15 protein-coding genes are annotated in these 18,335 nt (G+C 66.1%); 7 read left to right on the top strand and 8 right to left on the bottom strand.

Annotation, left to right across the window (positions count from 1 at the left end):
- Positions 1–2 precede the first annotated feature (2 nt).
- Both I7X43_RS16485 and I7X43_RS01330 read right to left on the bottom strand, forming a co-directional pair.
- Positions 3–1,550: a methyl-accepting chemotaxis protein gene (locus I7X43_RS16485; protein WP_198099088.1), complete on the bottom strand. Its 1,548-nt coding sequence runs from the start codon at positions 1,548–1,550 to the stop codon at positions 3–5.
- A gap of 78 nt (positions 1,551–1,628) precedes the next feature.
- Positions 1,629–3,902, bottom strand: coding sequence for a DUF5916 domain-containing protein (locus tag I7X43_RS01330; RefSeq protein ID WP_198099087.1), 2,274 nt, complete (start codon positions 3,900–3,902; stop codon positions 1,629–1,631).
- Positions 3,903–3,930: 28 nt separating this feature from the next.
- Between I7X43_RS01330 and I7X43_RS16480 the strand changes: the two genes are divergently transcribed.
- Both I7X43_RS16480 and I7X43_RS01325 read left to right on the top strand, forming a co-directional pair.
- On the top strand, positions 3,931–4,059 hold the full coding sequence (locus I7X43_RS16480) for a hypothetical protein (RefSeq protein ID WP_259373354.1): 129 nt from the start codon (positions 3,931–3,933) through the stop codon (positions 4,057–4,059).
- 95 nt (positions 4,060–4,154) lie between these two features.
- The gene (locus tag I7X43_RS01325) at positions 4,155–4,709 is read left to right on the top strand and encodes a hypothetical protein (RefSeq protein WP_198099086.1); all 555 of its coding nucleotides are present in this window, start codon (positions 4,155–4,157) and stop codon (positions 4,707–4,709) included.
- Between the two features lie 63 nt (positions 4,710–4,772).
- Here the strand turns inward: I7X43_RS01325 and I7X43_RS01320 are convergent, their stop codons facing one another.
- Positions 4,773–7,436 carry a S9 family peptidase gene (locus tag I7X43_RS01320; protein WP_198099085.1) on the bottom strand — a complete coding sequence of 888 codons (2,664 nt, stop codon included), beginning with the start codon at positions 7,434–7,436 and terminating at the stop codon, positions 4,773–4,775.
- A gap of 88 nt (positions 7,437–7,524) precedes the next feature.
- The gene (locus tag I7X43_RS01315) at positions 7,525–8,718 is read right to left on the bottom strand and encodes an MFS transporter (RefSeq protein ID WP_198099084.1); all 1,194 of its coding nucleotides are present in this window, start codon (positions 8,716–8,718) and stop codon (positions 7,525–7,527) included.
- Between the two features lie 97 nt (positions 8,719–8,815).
- On the opposite strand from I7X43_RS01315, the gene I7X43_RS01310 reads away from it, so the two are divergent.
- From I7X43_RS01310 to I7X43_RS01290, 5 genes are read left to right on the top strand one after another with little or no spacing between them, the layout of a single operon-like run.
- The gene (locus tag I7X43_RS01310; protein ID WP_198099083.1) at positions 8,816–10,159 is read left to right on the top strand and encodes a M16 family metallopeptidase; all 1,344 of its coding nucleotides are present in this window, start codon (positions 8,816–8,818) and stop codon (positions 10,157–10,159) included.
- Between the two features lie 17 nt (positions 10,160–10,176).
- Positions 10,177–11,592, top strand: a complete 1,416-nt coding sequence (locus I7X43_RS01305) for a M16 family metallopeptidase (RefSeq protein WP_246480084.1) — start codon at positions 10,177–10,179, stop codon at positions 11,590–11,592.
- Between the two features lie 19 nt (positions 11,593–11,611).
- On the top strand, positions 11,612–13,162 hold the full coding sequence (locus I7X43_RS01300) for a thymidine phosphorylase family protein (RefSeq protein WP_198099082.1): 1,551 nt from the start codon (positions 11,612–11,614) through the stop codon (positions 13,160–13,162).
- A complete protein-coding gene (locus tag I7X43_RS01295) occupies positions 13,159–14,082 on the top strand; it encodes a ribose-phosphate diphosphokinase (protein ID WP_198099081.1) in 924 nt (307 codons plus the stop codon). Before I7X43_RS01300 ends, I7X43_RS01295 begins: the two co-directional genes overlap by 4 nt.
- Positions 14,083–14,089: 7 nt before the next feature.
- Positions 14,090–14,827 (top strand): substrate-binding periplasmic protein, encoded by a 738-nt coding sequence (locus I7X43_RS01290; RefSeq protein ID WP_198099080.1) that lies wholly within the window; start codon positions 14,090–14,092, stop codon positions 14,825–14,827.
- Between the two features lie 25 nt (positions 14,828–14,852).
- Here I7X43_RS01290 and I7X43_RS01285 read toward each other — a convergent pair whose 3' ends face one another.
- The 4 genes from I7X43_RS01285 to aceK are packed head-to-tail and all read right to left on the bottom strand — an operon-like array spanning position 14,853 to position 18,325.
- Positions 14,853–15,353 carry a hypothetical protein gene (locus I7X43_RS01285; RefSeq protein WP_198099079.1) on the bottom strand — a complete coding sequence of 167 codons (501 nt, stop codon included), beginning with the start codon at positions 15,351–15,353 and terminating at the stop codon, positions 14,853–14,855.
- The gene (locus I7X43_RS01280) at positions 15,350–15,574 is read right to left on the bottom strand and encodes a response regulator (protein WP_198099078.1); all 225 of its coding nucleotides are present in this window, start codon (positions 15,572–15,574) and stop codon (positions 15,350–15,352) included. Before I7X43_RS01280 ends, I7X43_RS01285 begins: the two co-directional genes overlap by 4 nt.
- 55 nt (positions 15,575–15,629) lie before the next feature.
- Positions 15,630–16,565, bottom strand: coding sequence for a phosphotransferase family protein (locus tag I7X43_RS01275; RefSeq protein WP_198099077.1), 936 nt, complete (start codon positions 16,563–16,565; stop codon positions 15,630–15,632).
- 14 nt (positions 16,566–16,579) lie between these two features.
- The gene (gene aceK, locus I7X43_RS01270; protein ID WP_198099076.1) at positions 16,580–18,325 is read right to left on the bottom strand and encodes a bifunctional isocitrate dehydrogenase kinase/phosphatase; all 1,746 of its coding nucleotides are present in this window, start codon (positions 18,323–18,325) and stop codon (positions 16,580–16,582) included.
- Between the last annotated feature and the right edge of the window lie 10 nt (positions 18,326–18,335).

The raw sequence follows: 18,335 nt of genomic DNA, 5'->3' as shown, positions 1-18,335 counted from the left end.
ACTCAGAGACGGAACACCCCCACCACCCCGGTGAGGGCGTGGGCTTGCTGGCGCAGGCTCTCTGCCGCCGCGGCCGCCTGTTCCACCAGGGCCGCGTTTTGCTGGGTGGTGCGATCCAAGTCGGCGACGGCTTCGCTGACTTGCCCGATGCCCTGGGCCTGTTCGCGGCTGGCGTGGTCCATTTCGCGAATCAGGCTGGCGACCCGCTGCACCTGGCTGACGATCTCGCCCATGGTGCGGCCCGCGTCGGCCACCTGCCTGCCCCCCGCCTCCACCCGGTCCACACTGGCGCCAATCAAGCCTTTGATCTCCTTGGCGGCTTCGGCACTGCGACTGGCCAGCAGGCGCACTTCGCCGGCCACCACCGCGAATCCACGCCCTTGTTCGCCGGCTCGCGCCGCCTCCACCGCTGCATTCAGCGCGAGGATGTTGGTTTGAAACGCAATTCCGTCGATGACCCCGATGATGTCGGCGATTCGCTTGGAACTGGTGCTGATGTCGTTCATGGTGGACACCACCTGCCCCACCACCTCGCCTCCCCGCTCGGCCACCTCACTGGCCGCAGTGGCCAATTGCGAGGCATTGAGCGCCGTTTCGGCGTTGTGCCGCACGGTGGCGCTCATCTGCTCCATGGATGCGGCTGTTTCCTCCAAGCTGGCGGCTTGCTGTTCGGTGCGCATGGACAAGTCGGCGTTGCCACTGGCAATTTCGGACGTGCCCGTGGCGATGGAGTCGGCGCTCTCCCGCACCTGCCGAACCAAACGCCCCAGTTGATCGTTCATCTCGGCCAGCGCCGCCAGCAATTGCCCAATTTCGTCGTGGCCCTTGGCCTCGATGCGGGTGCTCAAGTCCCCCGCGGCCACGGCCTGCGCCAAGCGCAAGGCCTTGCGGGTGGGGGCGGTGATGGAGCGGGTGATGCGCCAGCCCAACGCTGCCCCGAGCACCAGCGCCGTGGCGGTAAGCAGCCCCACCAGCCATTGGCTGCGGGCCTGTGCGGCTTCGGCCGCTGCGTATTCCGCTTGGACCTGACGCGTTTGCAGTGCCAACAGCGCACCCAGGTGCTGGGCCACGGGCGGCGCGTATTCAGCCACTTTGCCCAGGAAGGCGTTCTGCACGCCATTGAAGTCACGCTCCTCCAGGGCTTTACGGGCTTCGGCCAGCCCCTCGCGCGCGTAGGCCGTGCGGGCCGTCATCAACTGCGCGGCCAGGTCTTTTTCTTCCGCACTGAGGCTGCCCGCCAGATAGGCTGCCAAGAGCCGGTCGGACTCTTGGGCGTTACTGCTCAATTCCTGCAAAGCGCGCGCGGTGGCGGAGTCGTTGCGCAGCAACTGCGCTTCGGCCAGCAAGTAGCGGTCGCGTATGGCCATGGCGTTCACGCGCCCGAGTTGCTCCAGAGGCACGGTGCGCTGCTGGTACACCGCCTTCAGCCGATCGTTGCTGTGGCCCAGCTCCACCCAGCCCACGACCGCGACGCACAGCAACAAGGCCAACAGCGCAATGAAAGACCCGCCCAGCCGCTGGCCCACGCGCAGTTTCAGAAAGAAGTTCATGCATCCTCCGGTGCGCCGAACGAGGGGTCGGCGGCACGGTCGATTCTGGCCCGCGCCGGCGCTCGTGGGGCGCGAACTTCAGAGGGCAAACCCCTGCTGGTACTTCACAAACAGTTCCCGCTGCTGCACGGCCCCCAGTGCCGGGCGACTGAGGTTCAGGCCCAGGCTCCAGCCCCTGAGCGCGCCCGCGCGGGCCAGCCACGTGAAGGTGGTGGTGCGGTCGCGATGTTGGCGAGCGGCCAAGCCGGGCTCCCCCCGGCGCTCGCCCAAGCCCCGCTGCTGGACCCAGCGCAGGGCCTGCTCGGGGCTGAGCAGAAGCAAGAGCTTGGTCTGAGACTGCCGCTCCCGCAGGGCCCACTCACTCCCGGAGGGGGTTTGCAGATGGTTCAGCGCCCAGCGCTGCTCCAATTCCAGCCCCCAGCCGGTTGGCAGGACCGTGCGCCAGTTGAACTGACTGCTCAGACTCAAGCCCCGAACCACCCTGTCCGCTTCGACGTCTACCCGTTCACCCCAGGTGAGGTCGGCCTGCGCGAAGTGCCACCGCGGGCCGGGGTGGGACTCAAAGCCCAGGGTCCAACTCCGGGGCCGGTGCAGTGGCCCTCCCGCCTGGGCCCGCTGACGTTCCTCATTGGCATGGACCCACAGTCCGGTGTCCCAGGGCCCCAGAAGCCAGAAGCCCGGTTGCACGGCCTGCGCGCTGGCTTGGCGCTGCAGCACGCCGTGCTCCGGGTCGCGCAGCGCTCGGGTGTCCAGCAGTCGCACCATCCACTCCCACTCCACGAGGGGGCCCGACTCGGGGTGAATGGGGCGCACCCACTCCAGCGTTCGCCGCTCAATGCCGGCCTGGGGCACAAAGCCGTTGTCGTTCACGAATCGCGGGGAGATGTGTTCCCAGTGCGCGTGCCAGCGCAGTCCCTCGCCCCGGTGTCGCCATGACACCCAAGCGGCGTGACCCCGTTCGGAGTGCGCCGAGGGGCTCGCGCCCGGACCGGTTCGGTCCTCGCTCATGAGCCAGTGGCCCCGCCACTGATTGGCCTCCGACGGCTCTCCCTGAAAGTCCAGCCCTAGCAAGCGGGTTTGGCCCCCGCCTTGCCAATCGCGGACGGAGACCAAGCCAGCCAGCGCCCAGTCGTCGTGCCACTGCATGCGGTGGCGCGCAAAGAGGGCGCGCGAGGCGCGCGCTACCGCCTCGGCCTCGGTCCCGAAGGGCCCCGGCCGCCAGCGCTGGCCCCCGCCGGCATCGTGCAGTGCCAGTGCCGTGGCCTCGGCCTGGGCTCCGCGCCAGGTGGCGCGAACGCCCCAGCGGGGGTCCGCCACGGTGCGGGAATAGAACGCCAAGAGCCCGCGGGCCACGCCCCAGTCGTCGGGCATGACGTGTCCCAGCACCTCACTGCTCTCCAAGAAAAAGGACCGTTTTTCGGCTTGAAAGAGGGCGAATCGGGTGTTGCCGGCCAACTGCGGTTCATCCAACTCCACTTGCGAGAAGTCCGGGCGCAACGTGGCATCCAGCACCCAATCGGCGCGCGGACGCCACTGCAGTTCGAGCCCCAAATTGGCCTGCGGGCTGGCGCGCTCCGGGCGGCCACGCCGCAGCGTGAGTTCACTGCGCAACACCCGGTGCTCCGCCCGGGCCAGCCGCTCAGGGAGCACCTCGTCGAGGCCGGACAGCGTCTGCATCTGGGCCAGCAGGTGGGGGTGCTCGCGATTCAGTGCCGTGCTGGTAAAGGTGAGCGCGGGCTCGCGCGGTACCCGCCGGCTGACCATGACGCGCCAGGGCAAGACGCCCTGCAAGGGGTAGCGCAGCGCGCTCAGCGGCCAGCGGATTTCGACGCTGTAGCCATCCGGCAAGCGGTGGGCTGCGGCCTCGACTTCCCAGAAGTCGGGGGCGGTGTCTTCATCATCCGCGGCGGCGCTGTACAAGCCATCGTGGATCACACCCGCTGCGTTGACCCGCACGAACTGCGCAACTTGTTGACGCCCCGTGGGGTCGATCCACACCGTCAGGCTGTCCTGATCGGGCCAGACCTGATCGCGGCGCGCCAGCGGGGCCCGCAACTGCTGGGGGTCGGGGTCCCATGCCCGCAGGCCGATCACCAGGGCCTCGGCGGTCAGCAGCAGGCGGACCTCGGTTCGATAGGGCCCGGCATCGGGGGCACTGTCGGGACGAAAGCGTTGAAAGGCCTCGAAGGGCGGGGCTTGGCGCCACAGGGCTTCTTCCAAGCGCCCGTCGATCTTCACCGGTGGCGCTGGGGACGTGAGCGCCAGGACGGGCAGCTGTGGGGGCTCGGACAGGGGGGCCGCAACCAGCGGCGCCGCCGCGCCCAGCAGCGCGGCGATGAACAAGATTCGCATGGCAGTAGGAGGCCGCGTTGAAGCGGACATGAGCATGAAGTTGGGCGGGCCGGTGCGGGCGCGCCAGCGGAGCCAAGGCGCGGGCCTTGGCGAGGCGTTAGCAGGGGTGCAGAACCTTCATGTCGACCTCCGGGATGGCGCGCGAGCCGGCGCCTGAGCGGATGAGCTGCGCAGTCTAGGGGGCACATCGCTTTGCATCAAGCCCTGAGCTTTGTCAAAATCCTCCAATACCCCACATGTGGTGAGCTCGCCATGTCGAATCGGTTGCCTTTTTCTTTCAAGCCCTGGGCGCTGTCCACTATTGACAGTGAGGGATCAGTGTTTGATGCCACCGCTACTTCGTTGTCTTTGGGGGCGTTTGGCGATCGGGTAGTTCCGGCTGTGGACGCCCTAAATCTTGCCCTGTTACCGATCGGCCTCACGGATCTGTGGGCATCCGTCGCGCCAGTGGAAGTGCTGGAGGGGGATGGGCTTTTGGAACTCGTCGGTGTCGCTGAAGCTCAGGGGGCTCACCCGTACCAGGGTGCACCGGTAGCTATTGAGTTGCGAGTCGAATCACCAGACACCTGGGTGCTGGCTCCTGGCGTCACGCCGGCGACCTACGCTTGGCTTGGCGACAATTTCGATTTGGTGCGTTTGGCTCGTGTTCACGAAACCAAGGCCGGACTGCTGGAGTTCAGTCCGGACATCGACGACTGGGTCCAGTCGGCCGGCTGGTCCATCCTGATCGGCAGCGGCTTGTTGCCCGACCCCTTCAGCACCGTGGACTGGGTGGGGGTGGACCCCAGCGCGCCGACCGGTCTGTAAGGACTGCCCTGCAAGAAAAAGGCCACCCGTGAGTGGCCTTTTGTATTCGCCGGTCGATGCCGTTTACGGCGCGCGCCCCAGGTGCTGCAGCCAGAAAGCTTCGTACTTGCGGTGCCAGCCAGCGGTCTTCACGGCGCCGCCCATGCCGTGCTCTCCCTCGGGGTCGAGGAAGAGATCCACCAAGGTTTCCTTGCCCGACTCCAGCAGGGCGCGGTAGACGTTGACCGTGTCTTGATAGAGCACGTTCGGGTCCATCATGCCGTGCACCAGCAGCAAGGGCTTCTTCAGATTTTTCGCGAGCGGCAACAGCGAATACTTGCGCAGTGTGGGTTTGCTGCGGTCCACCGCGCCAATGGTGCGACCGCTGTACCAACTGTTGTAGTTTTCCCATTCGGTCGGGCCCGCTCCGGCGATACCCGCCGCATACAGGTCGGGCCGGGTGAAGAGGGTGTGCTGGGTTTGGAAGCCGCCAAAGCTCCAGCCGTTCAGGCCAACCCGCGCCCCATCCACGCCGAGGTTCTGCACCATGTAGCGGTGCAGGTCTTCCAGGTCCTCGGTCTGGGGCACGCCCGGTGCTTCCCAATTGGCGTCGGAAAAGCGCCGGCCGTAGTTGGAATGCCCCCGGGTGTCGAGGGTGACCATCACGTAACCGTGGCGCTCGGCCATGTACATCGAGAACTGGTACGCGGTGGGCTGATAGCTGTCCAGTTCCACCGAATGACGGTCGTTCAGGGGCCCGCCATAGACGTAGGCCACGGCCGGCCGCCGATCCGTGGCTTGCCAGCCCTTTGGTTTGAAAACATAGGCTTGCAAGAGGTCGCCGTGCCGGTTCTTAAAGCTGAACCGTTCCGGCACCCGGGTACGCATCAACCCCGCCCAGGCCGGGTCGTGGCTTTGCGTCAAGACCTTGGCCGGTGCGCCCAGCGTCAATCGCTTCAGCTCCGGGGGAGCGGCCCAGTGGCCGGCGACCGCCACCGCCTGACGGCCGTCTTCCGAGACTGCGGCATTGCGGTGGTAGTCCCCGGCCGCCCCCAACGCCTGCATCGTCCCATCGGCGACGCCAAACCGATAGACGTTCATGGCGGCCCAATCGTCTTTGTTGGCCAGCACAAAGCCATGGCGGCTGTCGCGCGTGTAGCCGAGCACCTGGTGGGCCTCAAAGTCCCCCTTCAGCAGGGCCCGCAACTGGCGGGCCTTGAGGTCCAAGGCATAGGGCTGACGCCAGCCCCCGTCATCCAGCACGGTGACCAGCGTTTGCCCGTCCGGTGTGAAGTGCGGGCGCAGCACGTTGACCACCTCATGACCCACGTCGCCCCGGCGCTCGATCACGACTTCGGGTTTGGCTTTCTCGTCGGCGTTGCCGAGATACACGCGCAGCAGTTCCCGCTCGCGCTCCCAGGTGGCAAAGGTGTAGCGCTGACCGTCGCGACTCCACACCACGGGGCTCATCTCAAACCACACGTCTCCGCCTTTGTGGGTGAACACTGGTTCGGGTTGGGCGGCGGGGGCGGCCCCTTCGGCCGGCACGGCGCGGATGTAAAGCGCGGTGGGGAGCACCTGCCGCTTGTCATCGGAGACCTCCCGGTCCACCTTCTTGGCGGTCGCGAAGCGCTGGTCGTAGCCCATGATTTCCACTTGCCGCCCCGCCTTGGGCGGCGGTTTGCCTTCCTCGCCCAAGGGGGCCTGGGCCAACAGGGCCATCCAACGGCCATCGCGGCTCACCGTGGTCTGAGCGATCTTGTACTTCTTGTCGACGTCGTCCGCGTGGACCAATTCACGGTTGAGCGTTTGTACCGAGAGGCCCTTGAAGCGCAGGCGCAGCACCCGCGTCTCATCCTGCACAAAGAGCGATTGGTCCCCGGGGCCATAGGCGAGTACGCGCAAGCCGCGGTTCATGCCCATCAGCAGTTGGGGCTTGTCCTGCCCGGCCTGCCAGCGGAACAAGGCCCCGCGGTATTGGAAAACCAGCTCCTCGGCCTCTTGCGCCCACACGAATTGCGCCACGCCGGGGTACAAGTCCTCGGGTTTGAGCTTGTTCTTCTGCTGTTGTTTTTTCAGCTCGTCCCGCCACTCCCAGTCGTCCTTCTTCAACTCGGGGGCCGATGCCGCGGGGGCTGGTGTGGGCGCAGCCGGTGTGGCGGGAGCCGGGGTGGTGGCAGGCGCTTTGCCCGCCCGACGCGCGGCCAAGGCGGCCATGGCCTTCTTCTCCTGCTCCGCGTCTGCCTTGTCGGCCGCCTTCTGGGCCTCGTCTCGCTGGTGTTTGGCCTGAGCCTGGGCCTTGAGCTTGTCCAGCGCGGCGCGCTCCCATTGCGTCAGGTCCACGGGTTCGCCCCGCAAATAGGCGGCCTGTGCCTCTTCCTGGGCTTGTCGGTCTTGCCAGTCCTGATGGCGCTGCTGCAGCTTGCGGGCAAAACGTGCCTGCTCATCGGGGCCGTCGAAGGGGGTCATCGCGCCCGGCGAGGTCAGGCGCTGGGTCTGACCGGTGCGGGTGTCGTGCACGTACAGGTCCAAGCCGGGTTCCCCATGCGGGTTCCAGCGGTAGGCGACATAGCGACCGCTGGCACTGAATGCGGCATCCCGTGCGGCTTCGCCGCGGTAGGGTTGGGCGCGAAACAGGCGCTCCAGCGTCAGGGGCTCGGCGGCCGCAAAGGCCGGGGCTGTGCTCGCGCTGCCCAGCGCCAAAACGGTGGCGGACAGCAGGGCTGCAACGTGTGCACGCAAAACCATGGGGAGGTTCCGAAGGAAGCAAAACTTGCCATTTTCGAAAGCTCAGACGCCACAGCCAAAAGGCATGGCCCGACGCGACCGGACATGCTCATTCGTTGAGGGCTTTCCAGCCCCACAGCCATCCCACGCCGAGTGCGCTCAGTGCCGCCAGGGCCGCCCCGGTCACGAATGTGGCGCCCGAGCCCCATTGCTGCCACAACCAACCCGCCAGAGCGCTGGCCAGCAACAGGGCGACGCCACAGGCGAGGTTGAACACACCGAAGGCCGTGCCTCGCAGGTCGGCCGGGGCAAAGCGGGCCACCAGGGCCGCCAGCAAGCCCTGCGTCATGCCCATGTGCATGCCCCACAGCGCCACACCCGCAGCCAAGCCCCACCAGCTGTGGGCGGAGGCCAACACCAAGTCTGCGCCCACCAGCACGGCCATGCCCCCCATCAGCAGGCGCTGAGGTGGCACGCGGTCCGCCAGCCGACCAAAGGGAAAGGCGGTGGCGGCATACACCACACTCATCACCACCATCACCAAGGGCACGCCTGCCGGGGGCACCTCCAGTTCCGCGGCGCGCAGGACCAAGAAGGCCTCGCTGAAGCGAGCCAAGGTGAAGACCGCGCCCAAGGCCACCACGTGCCACAGGCCCTGGGGCAAGCGGGCCAGTTGCGAGCGCTGCAAGGGATTCACGCCGGCGCGGCGTTCTACCCCGCCGGAGTCTTCAACGCCCATGAGCACCAGCACGACGGCCAAACCCGCCGGCACGACCGCCACCCAAAAGACCGCCCGGTAGTCATTGGCCCAGAGCAGCATCAGGCCCACGCCCAGCAGCGGCCCGAGGAAGGCGCCGATCGTGTCCAAAGCCTGACGCAGACCGAAGGCCGCCCCTCGAATTTCGGGCGGCGTGACATCGGCAATCAGGGCATCGCGCGGGGCGCCGCGAACGCCTTTGCCAAAACGGTCGGCCAAGCGTGCCCCAACGACCCAGCCTGCGCTGGAGGCCAGCGCAAACAAGGGTTTGCTCAAGAACCCCAGGCCATAGCCGAGCAGCACTAAGCCCTTGCGTTTGCCCAGCCAGTCGCTCAAAGCCCCCGAGAACACTTTCACGATCAAGGCGGTGGCTTCCGCCGCCCCCTCGATCACACCCACCCAAAAGATGCTCATCCCCAAGGTGCCCACCATGAAGAGCGGCAGCAGGCTGTGGATGATTTCCGAGGAAATGTCCGTGAGCAGACTCACCATCCCGAGCACCCAGACGGTGCGCGGGATGGCGGTGCGGGCAGTGGATGCAAGCATGGCCCAGTATCCCCGGCGGCGCCCCGCATCCTCGGGACGCCGCCCGCTCGCGTTTGCGCTACGCTGCCCGCCCAACTTCTGACTTGAGGGAGGCGCCATGTTGCGCTCCGTGCTGGTGCTGGGGCTGTTGGCCTGCAGCAGCCTTGTGACCCTGGCGGACACCTGGAAGGTGCCCGTCGCCCGTAAGACTTTGAGCAACGGGTTGACCGTGCTGATCTCCCCCGATGCCAGCTCGCCCACGGTGGGCGTGAGCGTGGTGTACCGCGTGGGCATGCGCCTGGAGCCGCGTAACCGCACGGGTTTTGCACACCTGTTTGAGCACCTGATGTTTCAGGGCACGCCCCAAGCCCCCAAGGGCGTCTTCGACCGCGTGGTCACGGGCGGCGGCGGTGACAACAACGGCTCGACCCGGCCGGATTTCACCAATTACGTGGAGACCGCGCCCGCCTCCGCCTTGGAAGCCTTGCTGTGGCTCGAGGCCGACCGCATGAAAACCCTGGACTTCAGCGCCGAGTCGCTGAAGAACCAGCAGGACGTGGTGAAGGAGGAAATCCGCGTCAACGTGCAGAACAAGCCCTACGGCGCCGTGATGTGGATTGACATCGGCCAATTGGCTTTTGATAAATGGGAAAACAAGCACGACGGCTACGGCAGCTTTGAAGACCTGGAGAACGCCAGCCTGGAGGATGTGCGCGCGTTCCACCGCGACTACTACGGCCCCAACAACGCCGTGTTGTCCATCGCGGGCAGCATCACGCCCGAACAAGGCTTTCGTTTGGCGCAAAAGTATTTCGGAGGCATTCCGGCGCGGCCCACGCCCAAGCCGACCGATTTTTCGGAAGGGCTCAACACGGCGGAGCGGCGGCTCGCCCAAACCGACGCTCTGGCCCAACTGCCGGCCGTGACGGTGGGTTGGAAGTTGCCCAATCGGGGCTCCCCCGACCAGGCGGCGTTTGCCGTGTTGGGCGAGTTGCTGGCAGGTGGTGAGGCCTCGCGCTTCTACCTGGGCTTGGTCAAGGGGCGCGAGCTCACGCTGAACCTGGACTCGCTCTACGGGCTGACCAGTGCCTGGGAATACGACGGCCCGAGCCTGTGGACGCTGTTTGCCGTCTACAAGGCGGAGCACACGGCGGACGCCGTGCTGAGTGCGCTGGACCAGGAGATTGCGCGCGTGGTGAAGGACGGTGTCGACGCCCCGACTTTGGCGCGCATCCAGACCCGACTCAAGGCCAATTGGTTCAACGGACTGGAGAACTTCATGCAACGGGCGGACCTGCTGGCCCGACTGCAGACCCTGTGGGGCGATGCCGAGGTGGTGAACCGCATTCCCGGCTGGATCCAGGCTGTGACTAGTGCCGACGTGCAGCGGGTGGCCCGCACCTATCTCACGGTCGAAAACCGCTCGGTGATTGATCGCCGTCCGACGCCCGCCAAGCCTTGATGCGCAGGAGTTCCCCCATGTCTCGGTTCCCTACTTTGATGCGTGCGGCTGGCCCGCTGGCCTTGGCCCTGTTGGGGCTGCCCGCCGCGGGCAATGCCCCGCTGCCTGCGGATCTTCCGGCGTTCGCCCCGGAGCAGACCATCCCGCCCCCCACCGTGCACCGCACCACCTTGCCCAATGGCTTGCAGGTCTGGGTCGTCCCCCGCTCCGGCCCGCCCCGGGTGGATTTCGTGCTCAGTTTGAAAGGGGCCGGCTTCACGGCCGACCCCGCAGATCGGCCCGCTGCCGCCAAACTGCTCGCCGCCCTGCTCAACGAGGGCACGACGCAGCGCTCCGCCCAGGCCATTGCCGAAGCCGCCCAGGGCATGGGCGGCGCGGTGGGCGCCAGCGCCGGTCGCGATGGGTTGACCGTGCAAGCCCATGCCCTGGCCTCCCAGGCTGAGCCCATGCTCAAGCTGCTGGCCGAGGTCACTCGCCAGGCCAGCTTCCCCGAGGCCGAAGTGGCCTTGGCGCGGGCCAATGCCCTGCAGGCGTTGAAAGCCGCCAGCGCCGACCCGAATTTCTTGGCGGACGGCGCCTTGGGGCGTGCGGTGTACGGTGACCATCCCTATGCCCGCACCCAAGAAACCGAGGCGGGCTTGCAGGGCATCACGGCCGAGTGGTTGCGCACGGAGCACGCAGTCCGCTTCCGCCCCGATCGCGCCTTGCTGGTCATTGCCGGCCGCGTGCAACCGGGTCCGGCCCTGCGCTGGGCCCGCGTCGCGCTGGGGGACTGGAAGGCCCAGGGCGCCCCGCGTGCGGTGGCGCCTTTGGCCCCGGCGAGCCTGCCGCGCCAGCACCAACTCATTGCGCGGGCCGGCAGTGTGCAGGCCACCCTGCGGCTCGGCCGACCCGGCATTCCCGCTCAGGCTGAGGATGTTCCGGCGCTGCGTCTGGCCGGAACGATCTTGGGCGGCAGCTTTTCCAGCCGCATCAACATGAATCTGCGCGAAGAAAAAGGCTACACCTATGGCGCCTATGCCGGGGACGGCACCTATCTGCTGGGTGGCGTGGTGATGGGCGGTGCGGATGTACGCAACGAGGTCACGGGCGCGGCCATGGCGGAGTACGGCAAAGAGTTCAAACGTTTGGCGGACGAACCCATCAGTGCGGAAGAAATGGCCATGAACAAGCGCTACGTCGCCGGAAGCTACCTGCTGACCATGCAGATGCAAGCCGCCGTGGCGCAGTCTTTGGCGGGCAATTGGCTCAAAGGTTTGCCGCCCGCGGCCTTGTCCGACTATGTGCCGGCCATTCAGCGGGTGAGTGCGGCCCAGGTGCAAACCATGGCCCGGCGCTACTTTGATCCGGCGACGTTTTCTTGGATCGTGGTGGGAGATCCTGCACAGATTGCCGAACAATTGAAGGCGCAGGGCCCGTTCAACACGCCCTGATGGTCTGAAGATCGGTTCTATGCAACAACCCACCCTGCATGTGCGGCGCGTCGGCATCGATACCTGGCGCGAAAACGTGGCCTATCTGCACCGGGACTGTCCTGTCGTGCGTGCCGAGGGTTTTCAGGCGCTTTCCAAAGTAACCGTCCAGGCCAATGGGGAAGTCATCTCGGCGGTCCTCAATGTGGTGGACGACGAGCGCATCGTGCCGCCGTGTGACTTGGGCCTTTCCGAGGAGGCTTTTCGGCGACTGGGGGTGGCCGAAGGCCACACGGCGCGCATTGAACATGCCGAGCCCCCGCCCTCCATTGCTGCGCTCCGACGCAAGATTGCGGGGGAGCGCTTGGGCCGCGACGACCTGCACGCGGTGATGGCCGACATCGCCGGTGCGCGCTATTCCAAAATTGAGCTGGCTGCCTTCGTCGTCGCCACCAACCAGTATGAGCTGGACCGCGACGAGGTGTTGCACCTGACCGAGGCCATGATTGCCGCGGGTCGCCGCATCGACTGGCGTGCCGACCTGGGCCATGCCCCCGTGGTGGACAAACACTGCATCGGCGGTATTCCGGGCAACCGGACGTCGATGCTGGTGGTCCCCATCGTCACGGCGCACGGCATGCGCTGCCCCAAGACGAGTTCGCGGGCCATCACCAGCCCCGCGGGCACGGCCGACACCATGGAGGTGATGGCCGAAGTCGAATTGCCCATGGACCGCCTCCAGGCCATCGTGCGCCAAACCGGGGGCTGCATTGCCTGGGGGGGCACCGCCGATCTCTCGCCTGCCGATGACATCTTGATATCGGTCGAACGGCCCTTGGCGATTGACTCACCAGGGCAAATGGTGGCGTCCATTCTGAGCAAGAAAATCGCGGCGGGCTCGACCCACCTGGTGCTGGACATTCCCGTGGGGGCCAGTGCCAAGGTCCGGACCATGCCCGAAGCCCAGCGCCTCAAGCGGCTCTTTGAATACGTGGCCGGCCGCCTGGGTCTGCAGTTGGAGGTGATGGTGACCGACGGTCAGCAGCCGATCGGTCGGGGGATTGGCCCGCTGCTGGAAGCGCGCGACGTGATGCAGGTGCTGCGCAACGACCCCATGGCCCCGCAGGACCTGCGCCAAAAGGCCTTGTGGCTGGCGGGCCGCATGATCGAATTTGACCCCGACGTGCGCGGCGGCGAGGGCTGGCACCTTGCCCGAGACATTCTGGAAAGCGGCCGTGCCCTGGCTCAGATGGAAGCCCTGATCGAAGCCCAAGGGCGGCGAACGCCGCCGGCGCCGGCCCCGTTGATGTTTGATGTTCTCGCGCCCACCGCTGGGACCTTGGTCAGCGTGGACAACCTGCGACTGGCCCGCATTGCTCGCCTCTCGGGCGCCCCACAGGTGCCGGAGGCGGGCTTGGATCTGGCGGTTCGTTTGGGGGACACGGTGCAGGCCGGACAGTTGCTTTATCGCCTGCATGCCCGCTTTGAGGCCGATCTGGCGTTTGCCCGCCAACTCGCTGAGGCTGACAACGGGTGGGTCATCGGCGCCGCCACCAGTGTCACGCCCCCGCTGGGGAGTGGCGGGCGATGACGGCCTGGCCTCGCCCTGACGTGCTGCTGGCTTGGCCTGACGAGGCCCCGCTCGCACGGGCTCTGGCTCAGGTCCTGGGCTGCCCGATGCATGAGGTGGAGATTCACCGGTTCCCCGATGGCGAAAGCCGCTTGCGATTGCCGCCCCACTTGCCGCCCCAGGTGGTGGTGTTGCGGGGCCTTCAGAACGCCAATGCCCGGCTGGCCGAATTGCTGCTGGTGTCGGGCGGTGCGCGCGAGCTCGGTGCCGAGACCCTGACCTTGATCGCGCCTTACTTGGGCTACATGCGGCAAGACGTGGCCTTCAACCCGGGCGAAGTGGTGAGCCAGCGTCACTTTGGGCGGGTGTTGGCCCAGTCGTTCGAGGCCGTTGTCACTGTGGATCCGCACCTGCACCGGGTGGCAACCCTGGCGGCTGTCTTGCCCGGGCGCCAGGGGCTGGCGCTCTCTGCTGCGCCGCTCTTGGGGCTGTGGGCGGCCCAGCAGCGCCCGGGCGCGTTGTTGCTGGCACCGGATGGTGAGGCTGAGCAGTGGGTTCGCGTGGCGGGCGAAGCCGCCGGCCTGCCTTGGGCGGTCTGCACCAAGGAGCGCCAGGGTGACCGCGAGGTTCGGATCGCCCTGCCGGACGTGCCTTGGGTCGGCCGGGACGTGGTGTTGGTCGACGACGTGGCGAGTACCGGGCGGACGTTGGCCCAAGCCGCCCGGCTGGCTCTGGCGGCCGGTGCCGCTTCAGTGAGCGTGGCCGTGACGCATGCCCTTTTTGGGGGGGATGCGGAGGCCCAGGTTCGCGCCGCTGGCGTGCAAGCTATTTGGAGCACCGACTGCATTGCCCACCCCACGAACGCCCTGAGCGTGGCGCCACTGTTGGCGGCGGCATTTTCCGGTGAAGCCCGGGGCTTGGCCCCGCTCTCTCCGGGCTGAGCGCGGTATGGATCGTCGGGACGTCTTGCTCGCGGCCGGGGCCGCCGCTCTGCCATCGGCGCCAGCGCTGCGCGTGGCCTTGCCTGCCACCTGGGGCCCGCCCTTCGTTATGGCGGACGGTGGCCCGGGGCCCGCGGGCATCCTGCCCGATTTGATGCATTTGCTGGGATTGGAAATGGGCGTCCCCGTGGAATGGGTGCGCTTGCCCGCGATGCGGGCGGTCACGGCCATGGAGGCCGGCGAAGTGGACCTTCAGTGCCCCATGCACCCCGACTGGTGGGGTAGCCCCGTGTCTGCCGGGCGCTGGAGTGCCCCCATCTTGACGCTGCGCGATGTGTTGGTGGCCGCGCCCGATGGCCCTACCCACTGGCCCGTGAAGCCCGTGCCGTCCCATCCGTGGCGGGTGGGTACCGTTCATGGGTATCTCTACCCCGCACTGAAGTCTGAATTCGTCAGCGGGCGCATGATTCGGGACGATGCCCCGGACCAGGCGGCGGTGCTGGCCAAGTTGGCCCGCTCCCGTGTTCCCGTTGGGGTGGTCAATGAATACGCACTGCACGCTTTCAACCGTGAACGTGCCCGGCATGAGGGCCTGCGCTTGCTGCGGGTGGTCTCCGAAGTCGAAACCCGCTGCTTGCTGGCGCCCCAGCCTCGCCATGAACCGCGGCTGATCTTGGAGGCCCTGGACCGCTTGCGGCAGTCCGGTCGTCTCAAGGCCGTGCTCGACAAATACCGGCGCTCTTAACGATGCGGAAGAGTCGGAAGTCGGCTCAGGATTGCAGGCTCAAGCGTTCCACCCGAATCTCTTGCGCAATGCCTTGGATGTAGGCCTGAAACCCCGGATCTTCTCCCCGGAGCAGCTGCGGCAGGCTGAAAAAGAAATCATCGCGGGCGCACCATTCGCGCATGTAGTCGTCCCAACTGTTCCAGCGCCGCCGCTCACTGGCACTCATGTCTTCCTTGTAGGCCACCAGATAGGCTCGCTCGAAGAGGCTCACCAGCATGTCAAAGATGATCAACATGCGTTCGCGTTGCTCTGCGGTGGGCGCCTCCAGGGCCGGCGCGCTGCGCAACTGCAGGTCGCTGTTGGCCAGCACCACCTTGAGAAAGTCGTTGTAGGCATTGGCCAGCAGTAGGTAGGCCTCCTCCTCTTCGTTCTCGCGCTCCGCCCGCTCTTGGCGCATGAACACCCAAATGGCGAAGGGCAGGCCGATGACCGTCACCAAGTAACTGCCTTGCTCCAGCCACAGCGGCCAATTCCAGTCGATCATGGTGAGTGCGGCGGCGCACCCGCCGCATGGGGGGCGGCCAAGGCCCGATTCAGCTTGCTCTCCAGCGTGGCCAGGGTGAAAGGCTTGAGCAAATAGTCGGTGACCCCCGCCGCGATGGGGCCGTAGCCCAGCACCCGCAGCAGGCGCAGCAGCAATTCACGCATCTCTACCACGTCTTCCACCACCAAGATCGGGTGGGCGCGGGTTCGGGAATCGCTCATGCCCTGCCTCCCTTTCGCGTTGTTGAGCCCCGGCGATGGTAGAGGAAGACGGATCTCAGATTGGCCACAGATGGCGGGCCAACGCGGGCAAGGTGGGTGTGTCCGCCCACCCCGGACACCCGGCCAACTGAATGGGCAGGTGGCTGTACCGGTGCAACAGCAGCAATCGCAACTGCACTGTGCGGGCGGCCTCGTCAAAGGCGACGCCATAACCGGCAAAAAAAGCGGCCACGCGCTCGCCATGGCCCGCCGCCAAGAAGGCCAGCGGGCCGCCCCAGTCGTAGGCGCAGGGGCCGATCAGCCCATCCCCAAAGTCAAAGAGGCCGATAACGCGCTCCCCCTGGGGGTCCACCATCAGGTTCATGGGCGTGAACTCCCCGGTCAGCAGCACCTTGGGGTCCAGCGGAACCGGTCCAGCAACAAAAGCCTCGACTTGCGCCAGCAACTGCGGGGGCAGGCCCGTGCGTTGTTGCCGCGCCCAGCACCCGGTGCGTTGCCGGGCCAAGAAATCCGCCCACAACGGCGCCAGGGTTTGTTGGTCGCCCACGGGCACGCCATGCACCTGTCGAGCCAATTCCCCGATCTGGCGCAGCAGCCCGTGCCGCCGCGCTTCGTCCAAACGGGGCCACAAGGCGGTGAGGGTTTGCCCCTCCAGCCGGTTCATCAGCAGCCAAGGCCAGCCCTGCACGTCGCCTGACGCCTCCAACCGGGGCGTTGGAACGGTTAACTGGCCTTGCAGTCGGATGAGCAGGCCCCGCTCGAACGCCCAGTGGTCGCGCAAGAAGGGTGGAAAGACTTTCAGGATCCAGTCGGCCCCCACTTGAACCACCAGGGCCGTGCCCTCACCCAAGGGCAGCACCCCCTCCGGCAAGCCGAGCTGCCGAGCCAAGCCCTGCACCCAGGTAAGCCACCGCACAGGGTTGTCGTGCAACTCGTCGAAAGCGCGGGGGTCCCGGAGGTCGGGCCAGGGTAAAGGGGCGGGCGTATCCATGGGCACCGGCTGTGTCAGGTTGGCGCAAACCGCCGACTGGCGTCGTAGGGGAAGACATCGTGAACATGCCCCGCGAGGATCTTGTCCTTGTGACCCTGCCAATAGGCCGGATCGAGCAAATCAGCGTGGTGCTTCATGAAGGGCTCGCGCACGCCGGGGTGGCCGAGCAGGAAAGGGCCAAAGGTTTCGGGAAACACATCGCCCTTGTTCACGGCGTACCAAATTTCGCCGCTCATCTCGTCTTCTTCGTTGCGCGCCGCCGGCACTTTGCGGAAATTGCAGTCGGTCAGGTACTCGATTTCGTCGTAGTCGTAGAAGACCACTTTGCCTTGGCGCGTGACGCCAAAGTTTTTCCACAACATGTCACCGGGGAAGATGTTGGCCGCCACCAAGTCTTTGATGGCGTTGCCGTACTCCCGCACGGCGTGTTCGCGCTGGGCGTCCGTGGCATCTTGCAAAAAGATGTTCAGCGGCACCATGCGGCGCTCGATGTACACGTGCTTGAGCACGATGTCGTCCCCACTGTCGTCCAGCAAGCTCGGGCAAAAGTGGCGCAGCTCCTTGATCAACTCATCCTCAAACCGCTGACGTGGAAAGGCGACATTGCTGTACTCCAGCGTGTCCGCCATCCGGCCCACCCGGTCGTGCTGTTTGACCAGCAGGTACTTGCTCTGGATCTGCTCGCGTGTCGTGTCCTTTTGCGGTGGGTAGAAGTCTTTGATCAGCTTGAATACGAACGGAAAGCTGGGCAAATCAAACACCAGCATGACCATGCCCTTGATGCCGGGAGCGATGCGGAATTTGTCGGACGAATGCCGCAGGTGGTACAGCAGGTCTCGATAGAACAGGTTCTTGCCGTGCTTTTGGAGGCCAATGGCGTTGTAGAGCTCCGCGCGGGGCTTGCGGGGCATCAGGCTGCGCAAGAACTGCACCGTGGCGGAGGGGACCTCAAAGTCCGCCATGAAATACGCCCGCGCAAAGCTGAAGAGCATCAGCAAGTCATCTTCGCCAAAGAGCATGGCGTCGATGACCAAACCTCGGTCTCCGTGCAGGATGGGCAGCGCAAACGGCAACTCGTGAAACCCGTTGATGATCTTGCCCACCACGTAGGCGCCCTTGTTGCGGAAGAACAGGCTGGACAGCACCTGCACCTGGAAGTTCGCGCGCCAGCGCTCGCCCCCCAGCTGTCGCTCAACCGCCGCGCCCACCGCAGCGGTGTCCCGCTCGGGGTCTTCGAAAGGCGTCTTGAGCTGGAAGTTGGTGACGATGCGTCGAAACGTTTGCGGCAACTTGCCGGGTTCCGGGTAATAGGCCCGGTAGGTGGGCTTGGCGGCGGGTTCGTCGTTTTCGATGTATTCCGTGCTGACGGCCGGGCGCACGAACAGAAAGTCGTTGTGAAAGTAACTGTGGTGCAGGATGCGGGTGCACACCGAGTTGAAGAAAGTCTCGGCCAGTTCGGGTTGCAAGTGGTTGGTCAGCAGACCGATGTAGTGCAGCTTGATCTGCTGCCAGACTTCCATCGGCAGCTGAGAGGCTTCATAGCCCAACTCCAGCAGTTCCACGCATTCACCCACCCGCTGGTCGTAATAGGCGATGCGCTCCGCCTGGGCCTTTTGTTGGCCGTGCCAGTCGGCGCGCTCAAAGCGCTGCTTGGCCTGAGCCGTGGTTTCACGAAACAGCCGGTAGTGGCGGTTGAAGCCCCCCAGCAAAGCTTGCGCGATCTCGTAGGCGCGGGGATCGTTGAGCTGGTGCGGAAACATCGGCGGGCCC

It is taken from the genome of Inhella gelatinilytica, from assembly GCF_016093295.1.
Classification (GTDB): Bacteria; Pseudomonadota; Gammaproteobacteria; order Burkholderiales; family Burkholderiaceae_C; genus Inhella; species Inhella gelatinilytica.
This window is presented reverse-complemented; position numbering and strand designations above follow the sequence as displayed.

Coding starts and splice junctions, on each gene's coding strand:
- I7X43_RS01315 (WP_198099084.1), bottom strand. CDS start 8,718: ATGCTTGCATCCACTGCCCGCACCGCCATCCCGCGCACCGTCTGGGTG.
- I7X43_RS01275 (WP_198099077.1), bottom strand. CDS start 16,565: ATGGATACGCCCGCCCCTTTACCCTGGCCCGACCTCCGGGACCCCCGC.
- I7X43_RS01285 (WP_198099079.1), bottom strand. CDS start 15,353: ATGATCGACTGGAATTGGCCGCTGTGGCTGGAGCAAGGCAGTTACTTG.
- I7X43_RS01310 (WP_198099083.1), top strand. CDS start 8,816: ATGTTGCGCTCCGTGCTGGTGCTGGGGCTGTTGGCCTGCAGCAGCCTT.
- I7X43_RS01330 (WP_198099087.1), bottom strand. CDS start 3,902: ATGCGAATCTTGTTCATCGCCGCGCTGCTGGGCGCGGCGGCGCCGCTG.
- I7X43_RS01320 (WP_198099085.1), bottom strand. CDS start 7,436: ATGGTTTTGCGTGCACACGTTGCAGCCCTGCTGTCCGCCACCGTTTTG.
- I7X43_RS01325 (WP_198099086.1), top strand. CDS start 4,155: ATGTCGAATCGGTTGCCTTTTTCTTTCAAGCCCTGGGCGCTGTCCACT.
- I7X43_RS01280 (WP_198099078.1), bottom strand. CDS start 15,574: ATGAGCGATTCCCGAACCCGCGCCCACCCGATCTTGGTGGTGGAAGAC.
- I7X43_RS16485 (WP_198099088.1), bottom strand. CDS start 1,550: ATGAACTTCTTTCTGAAACTGCGCGTGGGCCAGCGGCTGGGCGGGTCT.
- I7X43_RS01300 (WP_198099082.1), top strand. CDS start 11,612: ATGCAACAACCCACCCTGCATGTGCGGCGCGTCGGCATCGATACCTGG.
- I7X43_RS01305 (WP_246480084.1), top strand. CDS start 10,177: ATGTCTCGGTTCCCTACTTTGATGCGTGCGGCTGGCCCGCTGGCCTTG.
- aceK (WP_198099076.1), bottom strand. CDS start 18,325: ATGTTTCCGCACCAGCTCAACGATCCCCGCGCCTACGAGATCGCGCAA.
- I7X43_RS01295 (WP_198099081.1), top strand. CDS start 13,159: ATGACGGCCTGGCCTCGCCCTGACGTGCTGCTGGCTTGGCCTGACGAG.
- I7X43_RS16480 (WP_259373354.1), top strand. CDS start 3,931: ATGAGCATGAAGTTGGGCGGGCCGGTGCGGGCGCGCCAGCGGAGCCAA.
- I7X43_RS01290 (WP_198099080.1), top strand. CDS start 14,090: ATGGATCGTCGGGACGTCTTGCTCGCGGCCGGGGCCGCCGCTCTGCCA.